Consider the following 18767-nt stretch of genomic DNA (forward strand, 5'->3'; position numbering starts at 1 on the left):
GTGGATATTTATCCACCACCCTGGTTCTCTGCATGCACCGAGGTGGTCACCCCGCCACGCAGCAGCAGGCCAATCAGCAGCGCCATCAAGTCACCACCGCGGGCGCAGCTTCCAGCTGTTCAACGTGCTGGATGACTTCAACCGCGAAGGACCGGGGATCGAGGTCGACCTGTCGCTGCCCTCGGGTCGCGTGGTCCGGGCGCTGGAGCAGATCATCGAGCGGCGCGGCAAGCCAAAGGCGATCCGTTGCGACAATGGCCCGGAGTACATCAGTGGTGTGCTGCTGACCTGGGCCTAGCAGCAGGGCATCCGGATCGCCCGGCAAGCCGCAGCAGAACGCCTACGTCGAGCGCTACAACCGAACCGTGCGTTATGCCTGGCTGGCCGAGCCTTGTTCGACTCCATCGAACAAGTGCAGGACATGGCCACCTGCTGGTTATGAACATGCAATCATGAGCGCCCGAACATGACGCTCGGCGGCATTACGCCGATGCAGAAACTGGCGCTCGCCGCCTAGCTCCACTTCTGCTGTCAGCTAAAAGTTGGGGGGATTACCCCCGACAGGTCAAGGCATTACACTCAGGTGCTTCAGCTGCCGACGACCTGCATGGCTCCTGCGAATGCCGGCAATCCCGGGCCAGCACAACCTGCGCCACTTGAACCTTGAAAAGGAGTTCCTCATGTTGATCCCCGTCATCCTCAGTGGCGGCAGCGGCACCCGGCTCTGGCCGCTGTCGCGCAAGAACCTTCCCAAACAGTTCCTGCCGCTCGCAGGCGACTCGACACTGTTCCAGCAAACCGTGACGCGCGCACGGACGCTGCCCGGCGCGGCCAGCCCCATCGTGGTCTGCAGCGAGGACCACCGCTTCCTTGTCGCCGAGCAGTTGCAGATGCTTGGCGTCTCCGATGCGTCGATCCTGCTGGAGCCGGTTGCCCGCAATACCGCGCCAGCCATTGCACTCGCCGCACTGCAGGCCCTGAGCAGGGATCCTGACGCGACCTTGCTGGTGCTTCCTGCTGACCACCTGATCGGCGATACGGACAGCTTTGGTGACGCCGTGCGCAAGGCTCTGCCGCTGGCTGCCGATGGCTGGCTGGTTACCTTTGGCATTCGCCCGGATGCTCCAGAAACCGGTTTCGGCTATATCCGGCGCGGCCAGTCACTGAGCGGAGCTGGGTATCAAGTCGATGCCTTCGTGGAGAAACCCGACCGCGCCACCGCCGAGTCCTACCTGGAAACGGGTGCGTATGACTGGAATTCAGGCATGTTCCTGTTCCGGGCGGGACGCCTGCTGGAAGAGCTCGCGCAACAGGCACCCACGATGCACGCCGGCGTCGCAGCCGCCTTCGAAAGCGCGCATGCGGATCTCGATTTCGTGCGCATCGACAAAGATGCGTTTGCCAGAATTCCCGAAGACTCGATCGATTACGCCGTCATGGAAAGGACCAGGCGCGCCGCCGTGGTGCCGGTCAGCTGCGAGTGGAGCGATATCGGTTCCTGGGCTGCCCTGTGGGCGGCATCCGAACGCGATGGCGATGGCAACCGGCTCGAGGGCGACGTGCTTGCGCTGGACAGCAGCAACTCTTATGTGCGCAGTTCGCCGCGCCGCATGGTGGCGCTGCTCGGCGTGGAGGATCTGGTCGTGGTCGACACGCCTGACGCGGTGCTCATCGCCGCCCGCAGCCATGCGCAAGACGTGAAGAAGCTGGTCGACCAGCTGAAGTCCGCCGACCGTCCGGAACACATGTTCCACCGTAAGGTCTATCGCCCGTGGGGAAGCTACGACTCCATCGACATGGGCGAGCGGTTCCAGGTGAAGCGCATCATGGTCAAGCCAGGCGCTGCACTCAGCCTGCAAAAGCACCACCACCGCGCCGAACACTGGATCGTGGTGTCGGGCACCGCGGAAGTGACTCGTGACGACGAGGTTTTTCTGCTGAGCGAGAACCACAGCACGTATTTGCCGCTGGGCAGCATCCACCGCCTGCGCAATCCTGGCAAAGTGCCGCTGGAGCTGATCGAAGTGCAGTCCGGCAGCTACCTCGGCGAGGACGACATCGTGCGGCTTGAGGATGTCTATGGGCGTGCCTGAGGCATCTGACGCTGTCAGGTTCCGCGGTTCAGAACTGGACTCACTTACTCGCTGATGGACTGATGCCCGTGAAAAAACCCTCAATCCCCGAGACTGGCCTGCTCGAATTCGAGAAACATCTCGCAGGAAAACGTGTACTGGTTACGGGCCATACCGGATTTACCGGCAGTTGGGCATGCCAATGGCTGCATGCCATTGGTGCCGAAGTCAGCGGCCTTGCACTGGAACCGGAGACCGACCCGTCGCTTTTTGCCGCTCTCGGTCTCGATCAATACGTCCGGTCGGAAATCGGCGATGTCTGCGACCATGCCCGTGTACGCGACGTCTTCGCCACGACACGACCTGAGGTCGTGTTGCACCTGGCCGCGCAACCGCTGGTGCGACGCTCATATCGTGAACCCGTGCCCACCTTTGCCACCAATGTGATGGGTACGGCACATGTGCTTGAAGCCGCGCGGCTTACTCCGTCCGTGCGCGCCGTGGTCTGCATTACCACTGACAAGGTCTACCAGAATCGGGAATGGCCATGGCCTTATCGTGAAAACGACCGACTTGGCGGCAAGGATCCGTACAGCGCATCGAAAGCCGCCGCAGAAATGGTAATCCAGAGCTATACACATGCCTTCGCTGACGCGACGGACGGCAAGCTATCCATCGCGACTGCGCGCGGCGGCAACATTATTGGCGGAGGCGACTGGTCGGAAGACCGGTTGGTCCCCGATTTCGCCCGAGCATTGACGCACAGAAGCACCCTGACCTTGCGCTACCCGGACGCAATTCGTCCCTGGCAGCATGTACTGGCACTGGTCCAGGGCTACCTCATGCTTCTTTCCGGGTTGCTGGTGGCTCCCAAACACTACGCCCGCGCCTGGAATCTCGGTCCGCATGACCCACGCCCGTATACCGTACGAGAAGTTCTCGAACTGCTTTGTGATGCGTGGGATCGCCCTGCTCTTGAATACATGGAAAATCCCCTGCCGGAAGCCGGCACACTGATGCTTGATAGTTCGCTGGCGCGTAACGTCATGGGCTGGAAAACGCCTTGGGATACGGCACAGGTAGTCCGTGAAACCGGGGCCTGGTACCGGGACTACTACAACAATCCGATGTCAGCCGGAGATCTCACGTCCGACCAGCTTCAACGGTGGCGTCAGGCCTTGGCGAAGATTCATGTCTGAGACCATCCTCCGTGTCCTGATTACGGGTGGAACAGGATTCATCGGCAGGCGGTTGGCTCGATGGCTGGTCGATCGCGAGGGAGTCAACGTTGTTGCTCTTGGGCGGCGGCCATGCACTGTCGCAGGAGTCGAAAACGTCACAGTCGCGGAACTCGAACTCTCCACGGTCTCACCGGCTCTGCATGGAGTTTCGTTTGATGCCGTCATCCACCTCGCAGCCGCAGGGGTACACCCTGCCGATCGCGAGATCGGAAGTCTGATCTCGACCAACACCATGCTCCCCGCACAGATTGTGCAGTTGGCGCAGCGGCATGGCGCTCGCGCCGTAATCATCGCAGGTAGCAGCGCCGAATACTTTCCACCGCAGGTCGACGAGAAGCTCTCCGAAATCGCCCCGCTCGAATACCGTAAACTTTACGGCGCCAGCAAAGCCGCTGGTGGGTTGCTCGCTCTCGCCACTGCCAACCAGTTGAATATGCCCGCCGCCAATTTGCGGATCTTCAACGCCTATGGCCCAGGTGAAGCGAGGCACCGGTTGCTGCCCTCACTGGTCAGTCAACTGGAGCGCGGCCAGCGTGTCGAACTTTCCGCCGGCAAGCAGATCAGGGATTTCATTCACATCGACGATGTCTGCTCTGGCTTGTGGGAAACCACGCTTGCGTTGCTGGATGGAAGGATGGTGACTGGCTCGTTCAATCTGTGCACCGGCGAAGGGCATAGCGTGGAAGTGTTTGCCCGCGGCGTTGCCGATATCATGCAGGTATCCCAACAACTGCTCGCATTCGGTGCGTTGCCTTTGCGGGCGGACGATACGCCGTATCTGGTGGGCGATCCTTCTGCACTGCATGCACAGACCGGCTGGCATTCCAATTTCAGCTTTGAACGCGGGCTGCGCGACGCAGTGGAACAATCACTCCATACACGTTGACTGACAAACATGCCCGACTTGCCCCTGATTTCCATCACCATTCCGGTGTTGAACGAAGCCATGAACCTGGACGCGCTGTATGCGCGCCTTGAGGCGTTGGGCACCCGCATGGCGGATCGTTGCAACCTGGAGTTTGTCTTCACCGACAATCACTCCAGTGACGCCACATGGGAGAAGCTTGCCGTTCTGGCGCGACGGGACCCGCGTGTGCGAGCAGTCAGATTCTCGAAAAATTTCGGTTTCCAACGCTCGATTCTCGCCAATTACATGCACACGCGCGGAGCAGCCGTATTGCAGCTCGATGCCGATCTCCAGGACCCTCCCGAACTGCTTGAACAGTTTTTTGCTCTGTGGAAGCAGGGCTTTCACGTGATTTACGGGGTGCGTCACAGCCGGCCGGAGGGCTTCCTGCTGCAAAGGTTCCGGCGTCTCGGCTACTGGATGATCGACAAGCTCAGCGAGCACCCTGTTCCCCGGGAAGCCGGAGATTTCCGGCTGCTCGACCGCAAGGTGATCACCGCCTTGACCCAGTTCCGCTCTTCTGAACCTTATCTGCGTGGCATCATCGCCAGCATGGGTTTCAACCAGTGCGGCATTCCCTACGATCGCGCCGCGCGCCAGGCCGGATCCAGCAAATTCGGCTTGGGGCAATTAATCCGATTGGGGCTGACAGGTGTATTCAACCATTCCTTGGTTCCGTTGCGGATTGCCTCGGTCACCGGGATGCTTATCCTCGGCCTGAGCGTCCTTGGCGCGATCTATTATTTTTTCCTCAAACTGTTTCATCCAGAGTTGCCGCGCGGCCTGGCCAGCGTGCACATCCTCATCCTTTTCGGCATCGGCTTTCAATCATTGCTACTGGGTATCCTCGGCGAATATCTGTTGAGGATCTACAAGATCTTGCGCCATGAACCTGTCGCCATCATCGAAGAGAGTCTCAACTTCGATCCTGCTGAACTCAGACTTTGAAGGATATTCCATGAAAGCCGTAATACTCGCCGGAGGGCTTGGCACCCGCATCGCAGAAGAATCCGATCAGAAGCCAAAACCGATGGTGGAAATTGGTGGTCGGCCGTTGCTCTGGCACATCATGAAAACCTACAGCCACCACGGCATCAAGGAATTCATCATCTGCCTGGGTTACAAAGGCTACGTGATCAAGGAGTTCTTCTCCCATTACTACCGCCACACGGCCGACATGCACATCGATCTGCAGTCGGGTGATACCCAGATCATCAATTCGCAAGCCGAGGACTGGAAGGTCACCCTGATCGATACCGGCGTGGAAACCATGACCGGTGGTCGGCTGAAACGTGTGAAGCCGTATCTGGAAGGTGAAACGTTTTGCCTTACCTACGGTGACGGCCTCGCCGACATCGATATCGGCAGTGAACTGAATTTCCATCGCAGCCACGGGAAGTTGGCGACCGTTGCGGCGGTTCAGCCACCAGGGCGCTTCGGCATATTGAACATGGAGGAGAACGGCCACGTCACCAGTTTCGTGGAAAAGTCCAGTAACGAGATAGGCTGGATAAATGGCGGCTTTTTTGTACTGGAGCCCAAGGTCATCGACTACATAGCCGGAGACGAGACGTCCTGGGAGTTGGCGCCACTGGAAAATCTGGCCAAGAATGGTCAGCTCCAGGCTTTCCGCCATCATGGCTTCTGGCAGCCGTGCGATACGCTGCGCGACAAGCGCCTGTTGGAGAAACTCTGGCAGGACGGAGAAGGACCGTGGTGTGTATGGAACCGAAACTAACTGCTCGTGCCTCGATGAATAACGAGGCCATGGAAACGCCCGGAAAAGCACGCAATCGCTGGATCAGGCAATCGATCGGAATAGCCGTTTCCATTGCCTGCCTCATCTTCGTCTTTCACAACGTGAGCCTGCACGATTTCCTGCTCGCTCTGGAGCATTTCGACTGGGTCTACCTGGTCGTCGGCGTCGCCTCACTGGGCTTTGGTTACAGCATGCGCATCGTTCGCTGGGCGGTCATGCTGCGCGCGGCGGGTGGCAAGGTTTCCAACCTTGGTTGCGCGGCCCCGTTCCTCGGCTCGATCGCACTCAACAATGTGTTGCCGTTACGTGCGGGGGATGTGGTCAGGGCACTGGTGTTTCCCGCAGCACTTGGCATAAGCCGCGTCACCGCAACGGCGAGCCTGTTGCTCGAGCGTCTGGTCGATCTGCTCACCCTGCTGATCTGCCTGGCGTTGGGCATGACGCTCGATCGCACCGCGGTCATGCCGAAGTGGCTGCATGAGATTGCGACGATGCTGTCGATAACCGGCAGCATTGCGCTGCTTCTGATCATATTTGCCAGTCCGATTCTTGCTCGGCTTCTCCACACGTTTTCCGAGCGCATGGCTGCAGGACGACTTGCACGACTGGGACCTGGCGTCGGCGTGGCAGGGAAACTAGCCGCGCGCATCAGCGACATGTCCAGGCCACGGACACTGCTGGTGCTGTTTTTGCTCTCCATGCTGGTCTGGTCCGGCGAACTCGGCCTCTATGTCTGTCTGCTGGGTGGCATGGGCTTCGCACTCAGCGCCTCGGCAGGACTGATCCTGATGTCGATGGCGACGCTTGCCACGCTGGTGCCGTCCTCTCCAGGTTATGTCGGTCCGTTTCATCTGGCTGCTGCGGCTGCCGTCGATATGCTCGGAGGCTCGCATGCTCAAGCGGCGAGCCTTTCCATTCTTGCCCATTTGAGCGTCTGGCTCCCTACGACACTGGCGGGCGTGGTTGCCATGCTCGTGAGCAGGCGACTTTTTCAAAATGTGCGTGACATCTCGCGCGCACCTCAAAATCAGCTTCAGGAAACAGTGAGCGTATCGGATCCCCATGACCACCAGTAACCCTCATGACGTTGTGATCGTCGGCGCCGGATTTACCGGACTCGCGGCAGCCCTCCATCTCTCCAGGGCCGGACGCAAGGTACTGGTCGTCGAAGCGGACCACGTGCCCGGTGGCCTGGCCGGAATCTTCGAATTCCGCGACGGCGTGCGGATCGAGAAGTTTTATCACCACTGGTTCAACAACGACCTGTACGTGCCGAAACTCGTGGAAAGCCTGGGCCTGCAGGACAAGATTCTGACCCTGCCGTCCCGCACCGGCATGTTTTACAACGGACGCCACTGGCGATTGTCCAGCCCGCTGGACGTGCTCAAGTTCTCGGCACTCTCCATGATCGGGCGGCTGCGTCTGGGCTGGCTGGTGTTCCAGGTCCGCAAGGTCAAGGACTGGAAGACCATCGAGCATCTGACCATTCGCGAATGGCTGGAACCGCTTTGCGGCGAGGAAGTCTTTCGCACCGTATGGGAACCGTTGATCAACGCAAAATTCTCGGTCTATGCCGATTCAGTCAATGCCGTGTGGTTCTGGAAAAAACTTGTACTGCGGGGCAGCACCCGCGACTCCAAAGGTGGCGAGCAACTGGCGTACTTCCGTGGCGGCTTCGGTGCCCTGGCGCAAGCCATGGCCGACGAGATCGTGCGACTTGGCGGGGAGATCCGGTATGGAGTCAAGGCCACCCATGCAAGTCTGGACAGCGGCAAGGTAGCCACGCTGGAAACCAGCGAGGGAACAGTCCATGGCCGCCAATTCCTGTTCACTCCGGCACTTCCGATAACCGCAAAAATATTCGCCGAAGCTGATCCCGCATGGACCGCGGCACTACAACGCGTACGCTACCTCGGCAATATCTGTCTCGTACTCGAATTGAACCGCAGCCTGTCAAGTACCTACTGGTTGAACGTCAATGATCCCGGATTTCCCTTTGTCGGCGTCATCGAGCACACCAATCTGGACAAGTCGGAGCATTACAACGGCAAGCACATCGTTTTCCTGTCGCGCTACCTTGCCGTCGAGGACCCTGTCTGGACGTACACCGACGAGCAGTACCTGGACTTCGCACTGCAACACCTGACGCGTATGTTCCCCGACTTTGACCGCAGCTGGCTTGCCGATTACCGGATCTGGCGCGCGGACTATGCACAGCCGGTCACCGAACGCGATTACTCAAGCTACGTACCGGGCCGGGAAACGCCTTATGACAACGCATGGGTATCGACCATGGCGCAGATCTATCCGGAAGACCGCGGTACCAATTACGCCATTCGTGAAGGTGAAGAAATCGCCACACTGATCCATAGCAAGCTCTGAGGCAGGCCATGTCCCGAACCAGTGAATCGCGCGAGTCTTTCCTGCTTCCCTCTATTGATCCAGCGTGGAGGGCCGCGGTCAAGGCGCTGCTTCTGGTCGGAGGCATGGTCTTTGTCGTCCTGTGCTTCAAGCATTTGTGGGTCGCCAATACGGATATGGCGCACCACTATGCCCTGATCTCATATCTGACCGAATTCTGGCGCCCGCCGGTATACGCGCCCAACCTCGGGGAGATGAATTTCTACCCCTACTACAGCCACATGCTCGCGGCGCTGGCCGGGACCTTCCTGCACTCCCCGTTGATGGGCATGCAACTGGTCACCCTGTTATCGGTCTATGCGTTATGGGTTGCACTCGCCATCGCCCTGGCCACCCTGCCCGCCCGTTCTGCAGCGATTTTCTTCGTGTCGTTTGTCGTTCTGCTTGCGCTGAACCGATTTGGTCTGCACGCGGAACTCTTCGGCGACGAGGTCATCGACAATTTTTTCTTCGCCGAATTGGTGGCCCAGGCGTTATGCGCCTGGGTGTACACGCTCATGCTGTTGATGGAACGTCGTGGGGTTTCAGCACCGCTCCGTTACGCATTCTGCGTCATCGCCATCCATTTCCTGGTAAGAACGCACCTGCTACCTGCGGTTGAACTGTTTGGCGCCCTGGGCCTGCTGATCGTCATGGACGTGGTCGAGACAGCCAGGCAACGACGCTTGTGGACAATGTTGTATGGCGGCATCACGCTGCTTGCCGGTTGTGCCGTCATAATCCTCGACCCTGCATTTGCCGCGTTGCGCAAACTCAGCAAGAACAACGGCATACTTCCTCTGCAACTGATACCCAACACCCTTGCATTGGCTGTTGTAGCTGCCACGGTCGTCGCGCTATCGCTGATTCTGGCCTGGCAATGGATGAAAATACGCAAGGCGAGTCTTCATCCACGCTTTCTCGCCTACAAATATTTCGCTTGCCTCGGCATCTCGGTGGGAGCCCTTTGCCTGCTACAAATCGCACTGCTCAAATGGGGGCTGGGGTCTGAATACGCATGCCGCAAATACGCGTTCGCGTTGCAAACCCTTGCCTTGATCGAGCTGTGCCTGCTGGCAAGCACTCTTCTGGCACGCCGAAATATTTCCGGGGAAAGCCCGGATAACGCCCGGTCGCTGGCGCCAATCAGCTGCCTGAGTCCGGTACTTATGGTGGTCGCCGGCCTGGGGCTGGGCTTCATTCCGCCGTCCAAGGCCGAGGTACAGGATACCGCGCACCTCGTAGCGCTTGAGCGCACGATTACAGCGGCAAGCCAGACGGAGCTGGAGCCGATCGCCGGCAAGAGCAATTACGTCGGGGGAATTGCAGGAATCCCCTGGCCTGACAACTACCTGTTCTCGATAGGCATTTTAAAAACCCCACGAGGCCCTGTATTCATTCCTGCGCAATTCATCACGGGCGAGGGCCATGGGGATCCGCAACAGATTGGCAGCATCCTGACCAGTCTTGGCAATCGACCGCTGGATATTGCTGCGTGCCGCAAGCACACTCTCGCGAATGACCTGGTCATACTTGATGGCGCTTGCGTCATGGAGAAATTCCGCTCCGCCCAATGCGAAGGTACATACGATTTTTCTGCCAGTGGATACCTCCCCGGCGGCATGGCCACTGGCTTCAGCGGGCCGGAACCCGCCGGTCGCTGGAGCGCCGGTCCGAAAGGCTCAGTCACATGTGCCTTCAGCCCGGGAGTCGCCCGTCCCCATCGGGTATTGATCTACGCGCAAGGGCGCGTCTCGGCGGGTCCCCAACGCATGCTTGTTTCGGTCAATGGCGGTACGAGCCAGTCATTCACGTACACCGCACAAAACCAGGCCTCCCCAATCAGCCTGGATATTTCCACGGCCCAGGGTGAAAGGCTGACTCTTGGATTTGAATTTCCCGATGAACAACCAGCCAGTCCGCGGGACACTCGCCTGATTTCGGTTTTCTTTCACAAGATTGAGTTCAAATGACAATGAACCCTGCGTCTGGCCGAACGGCCCGGACTCAGCCGCACGCAACCGACCTGTTCACCAGATCGAATGCTGACACATGTACATACCCGCCTGACCGGACCACAAAGACTCGCCCCAATAGGATGCCGGCTCCTTCCATCCTTATTCAGGGCGTCCCGGGTAAGATGCGGATGGCATGATTATCACGGCAAGATTGATGGTTGAACTGGATCTACCGCAGCTCGAAATCAGCCTTGATTCACCTACTGGTGTCCACGCTCAATGACCCTCGCAACTACCAACACACCTGGGGAACCACATGTCCTACTTGAAAAACACCCTCGGCACCCTTGTGCTCGCCTCGAGCCTCGTACTCGGCGCTTGCAATTCGAACCCTGGAGCCACTGACCAGCAAGCCCCGTCTTCGGCCCAGCCAACAGCCGCCGCCGGCACTCAGGCCGCGCCGGCGAAAGGGTTTTCAGCTGACCAGATCAATGTGACGCTCACGCTGCAAGGGGCACCCGAGCTTTCCGCCGATGGGCAGAACATCGCTGTCAGCGTGAACCTGGCCAACGCGGGCAAGGTCACGCTCAGTTCCCAGGGCAGCGCCAATATCGTGCATCTCGGTGCGCATGGCGTGAACCCGGACGGAAAGGTCGTCATCATGGACCTGGCGCGCGCGTCGATTCCGGACATTGCTCCCGGGGCCCAGGCGACCGCCACCATTCTTCTGCCGACCGCCCAGGTATTGAACAAGAGCGCACAGATCCTGCCGGTGCAGGAAGGCATTGCCTGGTTTGATGCCTGGGGCACCAAGCCACTGACGGTCGGCCCATTCAGCAGTTGCAGCGACGCGACTGCAGGCAAGGTCTGCGATGCGGCAGGCAAGCCACTGGCCACGCTCCCCGCAACGCACTGATATTACGACGGTGGTGAGGGTGGATTGCCACCCTCCCCGCCCCAGCATCAGGCAATAATCGCCTCTTGGAGTTCCGCGGTCTTCATCGCCAGCAACTCCCGATCGCCGCGGGTTTCTATATTCAGCCGCAGCAGCGGCTCGGTGTTTGACGACCGCACGTTGAAGCGCCACTGGGCGAACTCCAGACTGAGGCCGTCGGTGCGATCCTCCACCAGCGCTGCTGGGGCATAACGATCATGCAGGCGTTGCACTACGGCACTCGCATCAGCCACCTTGAAGTTGATCTCGCCACTGCACGGGTAAGCCGCAACGCGCTGTTCCACCATCCGGGCCAGCGGCACGCCGGTAATGCTGATACGTTCGGTGATCAACAACCACGGAACCATGCCGGTATCGCAATAGGCAAAGTCGCGGAAGTAGTGATGCGCACTCATCTCACCGCCATAGACGGCGTCTTCCTTGCGCATGCGTTCCTTGATGAAGGCATGGCCGGTCTTGCTCATCACCGGCACGCCGCCGGCAGCCTTCACCATGTCGATGGTGTTCCAGGAAAGACGGGGATCATGAATGATCCTGCCGCCGGGATTTTTCTCCAGCAGCTGTGCCGCGAGCAAACCGACCAGATAGTAGCCTTCGATGAACTGGCCTTCGGCGTCGAAAAAGAAACAGCGGTCGAAATCGCCATCCCACGCAATGCCGAAATCGGCACCGTGCGCACGGACGGCTTCGGCTGTAGCAGCGCGGTTTTCCGGCAGTAGCGGGTTGGGTATGCCATGCGGAAATGTGCCATCCGGTTCATGGTGAATGCGTATGAACTCGAATGGGAGATGCGCAGCCAGTTCGTCGATGACCAGGCCTGCACCACCATTGCCGGCATTGACGACGATCTTCAACGGGCGGAGCACGGTGCGGTCGACGTAGCTCAGCAGGTGATCCACATAGGCTGATTTATCGGCGTCGGCACGAATTGCGCCGTGGGTAACGACCGCCGGTGTGAATGCAGCTGACTCCACCAGCGACTCGATGTCCTTCAAACCCGTATCGCCGCTGATGGGCCGCGAACCTTCGCGCACCAGCTTCATGCCGTTGTAGTCCATCGGATTGTGGCTGGCCGTGACCATGATTCCGCCACCCGAACCGCGGTGTGCGGTCTGGAAATAGACTTCCTCGGTGCCGCACAGACCAATGTCGATGACCGAGACACCGGCATCGTTCAAACCTCGGGCCACCGCAGCCGCCAGAACCGGGCTGTCCCGTCGCACATCGCGCCCAAGCACCACTTCACCGGGATGAATGACTTGTGCGAACGCACGCCCTATACGGTAGGCGACGTCTTCATTCAATTCGTCAGGCACGCGGCCGCGGATATCGTAGGCTTTGAAACACTTCATGGGATGGCATATTCCTTCACATCACGGGAGCCCTTGCGCTGGATCGCAGAACATTGGCTGCGGGCGGCTTGCTGATCGGCGCAACTGCCAGCGGGTCGGCCTGCACACTGAGAAGTGCAAGTGACAACCGCCTCGCATCGGTCCCCGCGCCCAGCGACTGCGGAGAAACAGTATCGGGAAAGACGAAGTGCACTTTGAGCTTGCCGCCAGCTCGCAACCGATCTTCCGACGCGGGAAGATCGGACGCCACCTGTGGATCCGGATGGTTCACGGCAACTTTCAATGCAGGTATTCCGTCGACATCTATTCATGCTCTCCCCCGTTACCGCGCTGACGCAGGCTCATTCAGGTATTGCCATGCCAGCGTCCGCGGCAAGCTGTATTGCCCGCGCCAACCCGTTCGCTCCGTCAATCTGGAATGGGACCCGACCAGCCGAGCCACATCGTTGCTGCGTACGAAAGCCGGGTTGACGCGCACCTCGATCCGGTAACCGGCAATCTCGGCCATCATGTCGAGCACATCCCCCAGTGAGTAACCAACGCCGGAACAGATATTCAGGATTTCGCCCGTCGGTGCGGCTTTCACGATCGCCGCATAGGCCTTGGCCACATCACGCACATCGCTGAAGTCCCGTGCCACCTCCACGTTGCCGAGTTCGATCACCCGCGCGCCACGCCGGAAGTGGGCAACGATCTTGGGAATCAGGAATTGCTCGGACTGCCCGACGCCGGTGTAATTGAAGGGTCGGGTGATGACGATGGGCAGCTTGTCCATCCACAGTCGCGCCATATGCTCCATGGCGAGCTTGCTGACCGCGTAGTCGTTGGCCGGTGCCGGTGGCGTGTCTTCGATGATCGGCTCGACATCCGCATTGCCGTAGACATTGGCGCTACTGGCAAGTACCACCAGGCCGGGCTTGTGTTCTGCGGAAGCCAGGGCATCAAGCAGGTTGCGCGTACCCACCACGTTGACCCGATACATTTCATCGACATCGCCGTGTGCGACAAATGCGATGGCAGCCAGATGCAACACCACGTCCGGTCTCACGGAGGCCACAGCCTGATGCACGGCCTCGCGATCAAGCAGGTTGACCTTGATCGAACCGGACTCGTCATGCCCGCCATGATTCGAAAGGCCAACCACCTCGTAACCCGCCTGTGTCAGTTCGCGAGCCACATAGTGACCCGTGAATCCGCTGCGACCAGTCAGTAACGCACGCGGTCTGGTCATGTCAGAACGAGGCGCCACGCTCGTTACGAACGAGATCGGCCTCAACCATCATGCGGCACAAGTCTTCCAGTGAGGTCTTCGCCTCCCAGCCAAGCTTTTCACGCGCCTTGGAAGCATCGCCGATCAAAAGCTCCACCTCGGCGGGCCGATAGAAACGCGGGTTGATGCGCACCAGCTCGCGACCGTTGCCAGCATCGATACCTCGCTCATCCTCACCGCTGCCGCGCCATTCGATCGCGGTACCCGCCGCCTTGAATGCCATGGTGACGAAATCGCGCACCGTCTCGGTCCGGTTAGTCGCCAACACGTAGGTATCCGGCTCATCCACCTGCAACATGCGCCACATGCCTTCGACATATTCCCTGGCGAAACCCCAGTCACGCTTGGCATCGAGGTTGCCCAGTTCCAGCACATTGAGCTTGCCCAGCTTGATCTTGGCCACGGCGTCGGTGATCTTGCGGGTGACGAACTCGCGGCCACGCAACGGCGATTCGTGATTAAACAGGATGCCGCTGCTGCCGAAGATGTCATACGACTCACGGTAGTTGACGGTCATCCAGTGCGCATAGAGCTTGGCCACGCCATAGGGGCTGCGCGGGTAGAACGGTGTGGTTTCGCTCTGGGGCACGGCTTGTACCTTGCCGAACATCTCCGATGTCGAGGCCTGGTAAAAGCGGATGTTGCGATTCACCGTGCGAATAGCCTCGAGCATGTGCACGGCGCCAATACCGGTGATATGGCCCGTGGTAATCGGCTGATCAAACGAGACGCCCACGAAGCTCTGCGCGGCAAGGTTGTACACCTCGGAGACTTCCGTACCTTCCAAAAGCCGGATGCTCGAACCCAGATCGGTAAGATCGTATTCGACCAGCGAGAGATTGGGATGCTGATCGATCCCCAACTCCTCGATACGCCAGAAGTTGACTGAGCTGGTGCGGCGATAGGTGCCATACACGCGGTAGCCTTTCCCCAGCAGCAACTGCGCGAGATAGGCGCCATCCTGCCCGGTGATTCCCGTAATGAGTGCAGTCTTCACAGTTTCCGATACCCTTTTATGTTTGCATCGTCGATTGTCTTGCGGAAAGTCTTGCTGAGCGGAACATTGATGGTGATCAAGCCGGACAGATGAAAATCTGGTCGGCATCAACGCTCACGGCCAGAACAGCCGGAATGCCCTCCTTGTGGCGAAACCAGGCGACCTGCTCCTGAACCAGATCGATGATGAGATCGTAATCACCCGCCTCTTCCGGAACCTTGACCCGCATCGTCTGGCTGGATGAGCCTTGCGGCGCGACCTGTTCTACGAGGCGAGTCCGCGGATTCTCGTCGAGCGCGGTACTTTCGCCCTTTTTATGCCAATGGTAACCGATGAAAATCCCGAAGTCCGGCGGCTGTGAAGGTCTTGGACTGGTGTAAGGCACATCGGATAGATTATCGATACGAACCTGGAGTTCCAGCACTTCCTTTCGTGCTGTCGACCGACTCTCCATATCCACTTCCAGGCGACACCGGAAACCACTATCGGGCAGGGGTTCGCTCGGAGCAAGGGTTTCGTCCTCATCCCAGTTTGGGTGGGCATCGCGGTTCGCCGCAGACATGGCCAACCCCAGTTCGGCACGCGCGGGAAAACCGCATTGCACATCAATGCCCGCCACACATCCCGCCAGGATGCCGTCGGGGTCGAATTTCCATGCGACCAGATGATCGGCCACCCGTGAGCGTAACCGGGCAACAGCCGCTGCTTCCGCAAGAATTCCCGCATACATCCGGGCCGCCTGCCTGGCACCTGACTCCAGATACTCCGCCATGGCGTGACATTCGGCAGCCCATGCAGCGAATGTATCGGGACGACCCAAATGGCCCAGGAGGAATTTCGACAGCGCCATCGGCGCATTGCCGCTGGTCTCGATCTTGTGCACGCAGGACGGCAGTTCTGCATACCACCCCTGATCCGACACCACGGCCGGAAGTCCGTACTGCAGTGCCTTGGAAACGATCGCCGAAGTTTCTCCCATGGTGGGATGCCGGAACGCGATCAACACATCTGCTCTTGAAAATACGGAGTCAAACAATCTGTCATCCACCCGCCCAAGCAGGTTGAGTCGGATATTTCCGAGTTTCGCGATTCGTTCGATGTCCTGCTCGACGGCCGGATTCAACTGCCCGGCAACTTCCACCGTCAGCGGGTGTTGCAATTCATCATTGACCTGTTCAAGTGCATCAGCGATCCAGTCAAACCGCCGGTTCTTCTCGCCACTGCCCATGATGCAGATGGTGCTGAGCAGGCTCCGCTGCCGTCTCTCGCCGCTTATCGTGTAGCGCTGAGGCACGACATGAACGGGTATATATGGAAAGCTTGCACGCAGTGCCTTTGCCGCGAACTCGGAATGCACGATGACACCTGTGGCCGCGCGCACGACCGGTTCGAACAGCGGCATCGAGACCACCGATTCCTGGGCCCACACCGGCAAACCACCCTCGAGGGCGGCAACTGCAAAGTTTCGTACCCGCGGTGGATACCACCCGCGCAGGGTCTGCGCGTAACTCTCTGGTGTCAGACACCCTTGACAATCCAATGCAATCGCCACGAGATGATGTAATACCATGTCGTGCAGATGTATGACGCCTGGAACCTGTGCCATCAACGGCAGCATCCACGCATGATGGGACGCATGGTTGCCCATCTGGTAGACCACCAAATCATGCGACTCCAATAGCGCGGAGTCTGCCGCCATGCCGTCGGCTTTATTTACACGCGTCACCCTGACGCCACGCATTTCGAGCTGGCCCGCAAGATCGGCCGCGTAGTCGGCAATTCCGCTGGTTTCGGGCGGCCAGGGGCCGACCATGGCAATTCGCATGCCCATTACAATCTTGGCTCGACAAGATTTCCGATCACGCCGTCCCAGGTGATCCGGCGCTCCAGCTCGCACCCTGCGCCAGCGATGTGCTTCAGTTGCTCCGTGGAGGTACCAAAACATATTTCCAGCGCATTGGCGACTGATTGCGCATCCGGCTCGGCTACCCAGCCGCTACCAGTAGTGGTTACGATTCTTTCGACCTCGCCGCTGTCCCGGCAAGTGATAACCGGCTTATGCGCACGGAATGCCTCGATGGTCGCAAAGCCGAAATCCTCATCCACCGGCGCGTAAAAGACCGCCCTGGCCCCTGCAATCAGAGAAAGCAGCTCGTCGTCGCTGACGAAACCCTTCAGATCAACCCGGGCACTCAGCCCAAGTTGATTCACTTTCGCCTGCAACGCGCTTGCCTGTCCTCCGGTGCCCACGATCACAGCGCGCCCCGACGAGCAGCGGGCAATGGCGTCGATCAGGAGATCCGGTCGCTTGATGGTTTCAAGCCTCCCGAAATAAAGGATGTAGTCCCCGTATTCACCCGGGTAGATCAGCGGAGCAAGCCGTGACGGCGGGTAAAGCACCTCGGATGTGAGACCGCAGAACTTTTCCAACCGATCCGACACGGTATGCGAAATGGTAAATCGCGGATCAATGTCGGCAAGCATTCTCCGGTCGATCCCACGCAACGCATCCCGAACCGAATGCTGCTCGGCAGTCAGCTCAGGGAAATCGTAGGAGGTCCCCTGGAGGTCATAAAGCACCCTGTGCTGATGAACCAGCCACAGGGCCATATTCGGATGCGACGAGGCATAGCTGGGAAATTTGGTGGCTATCGCCAGATCAATCTTCACGCCATTGGATTCGGATATATCCAGCAGACGCCAGGCCAGCTGATCCTGCAGAATCTGGGTTTCGGGGTACCACTTGTAGGGCAGCTGGATCAATTCAGCCTGTACCCCTTTCTTGCTTCCCCACAGATTTATTTGCCGAACGAGTTCCTCGTTCAAATATTCGGCTCCGCCACGCACGAACGGAACCTGTACACCAAGTACTGCAATTCGCTTCACCTTTGCCCCACTTTCCATGATTGGCCACCCCAGCGACTAGCGTCCTTTATGATCGTCATCAAGGCGCTGTCGGATTTTCCGGCGCACCCCCTCCAGTGCCTCGATATGCTTGCTCAACAGCACGTCCTGGATCGTTGGAGTGGTCTTCGGAAGCGAACTCTTGCCATCTGCGCAGGAATCCATCTTTTCACGGCCTGCACTGCTTGAATGACGCAACGCAATGAGCCCGATCGTACCCGAAACACCGCGACGCCGAAATGCGCCCAGCAGGCCAGACACCCGCCGCAACGGGCTCGTCAGGCGCCAACTTCTGCTCCGGTACAACCGCTCGACCTCCGCAATCCTGGCCGCAAGCAGTTGCGCGACGGCGGCAGCCTCTCGCTCCGTCAACGCTATTTCCTGCGCCTTCCGGCTGACTTCTTCCATGAGACCCTGTCTGGCGCGACGCAGATGATCATTATCATTCAATGCCTCCTCGTAACGTGACTGCAGATTCTTCGACTGTTCCCGCAAGCCTGCCTGTTGTTCCTTCCATTGAGCAATCTCGTCATTCAAGCTGGCGATGGTTTTTGCGTCCTGTGCACTGGCATGACTGGCATCGCCCAGCTGCGCCAACAGATCACCCACTTGCGCATGCAATCCGAGAAGTTCTGTATCCGCCACTCGACGCTCGTCCTTTATCCATCCAAGTTGCTCGAACGCATCTGCCAACTGCAGATTACTCTGGTACATGGAGGCCTCGGCCTGCGCCAGCTTCGCCTCCAGTTCGTATGCCCAGCGCGTCACTTCGTCGCGATCCGCCACGACCGCGGACTGACTGGCCTGCGCTTCCTGCAGCGCTGCATCCAGCTTCAGCAGATCCTGATGCTGCGTCTCCAGCTGTTCGGCCGAGCCGGCCTGCGCGGCGATGGCAGACGCCTCGGCCTGCGCCAGCTTCGCCTCCAGTTCGTGTGCCCAGCGCGTCACTCGT

The 18767-nt window shown here is 59.2% G+C and carries 16 protein-coding genes and 1 pseudogene; 10 read left to right on the top strand and 7 right to left on the bottom strand.

Going from position 1 to position 18767, the window contains the following annotated elements; all coding sequences use genetic code 11:
* Positions 1 to 100 precede the first annotated feature (100 nt).
* From AC1Q5A_RS02465 to AC1Q5A_RS02510, 10 genes and pseudogenes are all read left to right on the top strand, one after another.
* Positions 101 to 517, top strand: a pseudogene (locus AC1Q5A_RS02465) (integrase core domain-containing protein); the annotation flags it as partial.
* 163 nt (positions 518 to 680) lie between these two features.
* Positions 681 to 2093, top strand: coding sequence for a mannose-1-phosphate guanylyltransferase/mannose-6-phosphate isomerase (locus AC1Q5A_RS02470; protein ID WP_492697913.1), 1413 nt, complete (start codon positions 681 to 683; stop codon positions 2091 to 2093).
* Positions 2094 to 2155: 62 nt separating this feature from the next.
* A complete protein-coding gene (gene rfbG / locus AC1Q5A_RS02475; protein ID WP_492697917.1) occupies positions 2156 to 3271 on the top strand; it encodes a CDP-glucose 4,6-dehydratase in 1116 nt (371 codons plus the stop codon).
* Entirely contained in the window at positions 3264 to 4199 is a 936-nt protein-coding gene (locus tag AC1Q5A_RS02480; protein WP_492697921.1) for an NAD-dependent epimerase/dehydratase family protein, read from the top strand. Before rfbG ends, AC1Q5A_RS02480 begins: the two co-directional genes overlap by 8 nt.
* A gap of 9 nt (positions 4200 to 4208) precedes the next feature.
* On the top strand, positions 4209 to 5168 hold the full coding sequence (locus AC1Q5A_RS02485) for a glycosyltransferase family 2 protein (protein ID WP_492697924.1): 960 nt from the start codon (positions 4209 to 4211) through the stop codon (positions 5166 to 5168).
* 10 nt (positions 5169 to 5178) lie between these two features.
* Positions 5179 to 5958: a glucose-1-phosphate cytidylyltransferase gene (rfbF, locus tag AC1Q5A_RS02490; protein WP_492697926.1), complete on the top strand. Its 780-nt coding sequence runs from the start codon at positions 5179 to 5181 to the stop codon at positions 5956 to 5958.
* Between the two features lie 14 nt (positions 5959 to 5972).
* Positions 5973 to 7055, top strand: coding sequence for a lysylphosphatidylglycerol synthase transmembrane domain-containing protein (locus AC1Q5A_RS02495; RefSeq protein ID WP_492697928.1), 1083 nt, complete (start codon positions 5973 to 5975; stop codon positions 7053 to 7055).
* The gene (locus AC1Q5A_RS02500; RefSeq protein WP_492697930.1) at positions 7042 to 8361 is read left to right on the top strand and encodes an NAD(P)/FAD-dependent oxidoreductase; all 1320 of its coding nucleotides are present in this window, start codon (positions 7042 to 7044) and stop codon (positions 8359 to 8361) included. Before AC1Q5A_RS02495 ends, AC1Q5A_RS02500 begins: the two co-directional genes overlap by 14 nt.
* Positions 8362 to 8369: 8 nt before the next feature.
* Positions 8370 to 10352: a hypothetical protein gene (locus AC1Q5A_RS02505; RefSeq protein WP_492697932.1), complete on the top strand. Its 1983-nt coding sequence runs from the start codon at positions 8370 to 8372 to the stop codon at positions 10350 to 10352.
* 301 nt (positions 10353 to 10653) lie between these two features.
* The gene (locus tag AC1Q5A_RS02510) at positions 10654 to 11253 is read left to right on the top strand and encodes a hypothetical protein (RefSeq protein ID WP_492697934.1); all 600 of its coding nucleotides are present in this window, start codon (positions 10654 to 10656) and stop codon (positions 11251 to 11253) included.
* 47 nt (positions 11254 to 11300) lie between these two features.
* On the opposite strand, the gene AC1Q5A_RS02515 is transcribed toward AC1Q5A_RS02510, so the two are convergent.
* From AC1Q5A_RS02515 to AC1Q5A_RS02545, 7 genes are all read right to left on the bottom strand, one after another.
* Positions 11301 to 12644 carry a phosphohexomutase domain-containing protein gene (locus tag AC1Q5A_RS02515; RefSeq protein WP_492697936.1) on the bottom strand — a complete coding sequence of 448 codons (1344 nt, stop codon included), beginning with the start codon at positions 12642 to 12644 and terminating at the stop codon, positions 11301 to 11303.
* Positions 12645 to 12660: 16 nt separating this feature from the next.
* Entirely contained in the window at positions 12661 to 12927 is a 267-nt protein-coding gene (locus AC1Q5A_RS02520; RefSeq protein ID WP_492697938.1) for a hypothetical protein, read from the bottom strand.
* Positions 12928 to 12966: 39 nt separating this feature from the next.
* Positions 12967 to 13875, bottom strand: a complete 909-nt coding sequence (locus AC1Q5A_RS02525; RefSeq protein ID WP_492697940.1) for an NAD-dependent epimerase/dehydratase family protein — start codon at positions 13873 to 13875, stop codon at positions 12967 to 12969.
* Between the two features lies 1 nt (position 13876).
* Positions 13877 to 14911, bottom strand: coding sequence for a GDP-mannose 4,6-dehydratase (gene gmd, locus AC1Q5A_RS02530; RefSeq protein ID WP_492697942.1), 1035 nt, complete (start codon positions 14909 to 14911; stop codon positions 13877 to 13879).
* A gap of 76 nt (positions 14912 to 14987) precedes the next feature.
* A complete protein-coding gene (locus AC1Q5A_RS02535; RefSeq protein WP_492697944.1) occupies positions 14988 to 16736 on the bottom strand; it encodes a glycosyltransferase in 1749 nt (582 codons plus the stop codon).
* Positions 16737 to 16741: 5 nt separating this feature from the next.
* Positions 16742 to 17737: a glycosyltransferase family 4 protein gene (locus AC1Q5A_RS02540; protein WP_492697946.1), complete on the bottom strand. Its 996-nt coding sequence runs from the start codon at positions 17735 to 17737 to the stop codon at positions 16742 to 16744.
* Positions 17738 to 17833: 96 nt separating this feature from the next.
* The coding region (locus AC1Q5A_RS02545; protein ID WP_492697948.1) for a hypothetical protein at positions 17834 to 18767 on the bottom strand (934 nt) is incomplete at its 5' end.

The sequence above is a fragment of the Rhodanobacter sp. GW835-FHT13D09 genome (genome assembly GCF_058793995.1).

What these genes read in the sequence shown, in the direction of transcription:
- rfbF (WP_492697926.1), top strand. Translation starts at nt 5,179, where the DNA reads ATGAAAGCCGTAATACTCGCCGGAGGGCTTGGCACCCGCATCGCAGAA.
- AC1Q5A_RS02515 (WP_492697936.1), bottom strand. Translation starts at nt 12,644, where the DNA reads ATGAAGTGTTTCAAAGCCTACGATATCCGCGGCCGCGTGCCTGACGAA.
- AC1Q5A_RS02505 (WP_492697932.1), top strand. Translation starts at nt 8,370, where the DNA reads ATGTCCCGAACCAGTGAATCGCGCGAGTCTTTCCTGCTTCCCTCTATT.
- AC1Q5A_RS02480 (WP_492697921.1), top strand. Translation starts at nt 3,264, where the DNA reads ATGTCTGAGACCATCCTCCGTGTCCTGATTACGGGTGGAACAGGATTC.
- AC1Q5A_RS02485 (WP_492697924.1), top strand. Translation starts at nt 4,209, where the DNA reads ATGCCCGACTTGCCCCTGATTTCCATCACCATTCCGGTGTTGAACGAA.
- AC1Q5A_RS02510 (WP_492697934.1), top strand. Translation starts at nt 10,654, where the DNA reads ATGTCCTACTTGAAAAACACCCTCGGCACCCTTGTGCTCGCCTCGAGC.
- AC1Q5A_RS02470 (WP_492697913.1), top strand. Translation starts at nt 681, where the DNA reads ATGTTGATCCCCGTCATCCTCAGTGGCGGCAGCGGCACCCGGCTCTGG.
- rfbG (WP_492697917.1), top strand. Translation starts at nt 2,156, where the DNA reads ATGCCCGTGAAAAAACCCTCAATCCCCGAGACTGGCCTGCTCGAATTC.
- AC1Q5A_RS02525 (WP_492697940.1), bottom strand. Translation starts at nt 13,875, where the DNA reads ATGACCAGACCGCGTGCGTTACTGACTGGTCGCAGCGGATTCACGGGT.
- AC1Q5A_RS02500 (WP_492697930.1), top strand. Translation starts at nt 7,042, where the DNA reads ATGACCACCAGTAACCCTCATGACGTTGTGATCGTCGGCGCCGGATTT.
- AC1Q5A_RS02535 (WP_492697944.1), bottom strand. Translation starts at nt 16,736, where the DNA reads ATGCGAATTGCCATGGTCGGCCCCTGGCCGCCCGAAACCAGCGGAATT.
- AC1Q5A_RS02495 (WP_492697928.1), top strand. Translation starts at nt 5,973, where the DNA reads ATGAATAACGAGGCCATGGAAACGCCCGGAAAAGCACGCAATCGCTGG.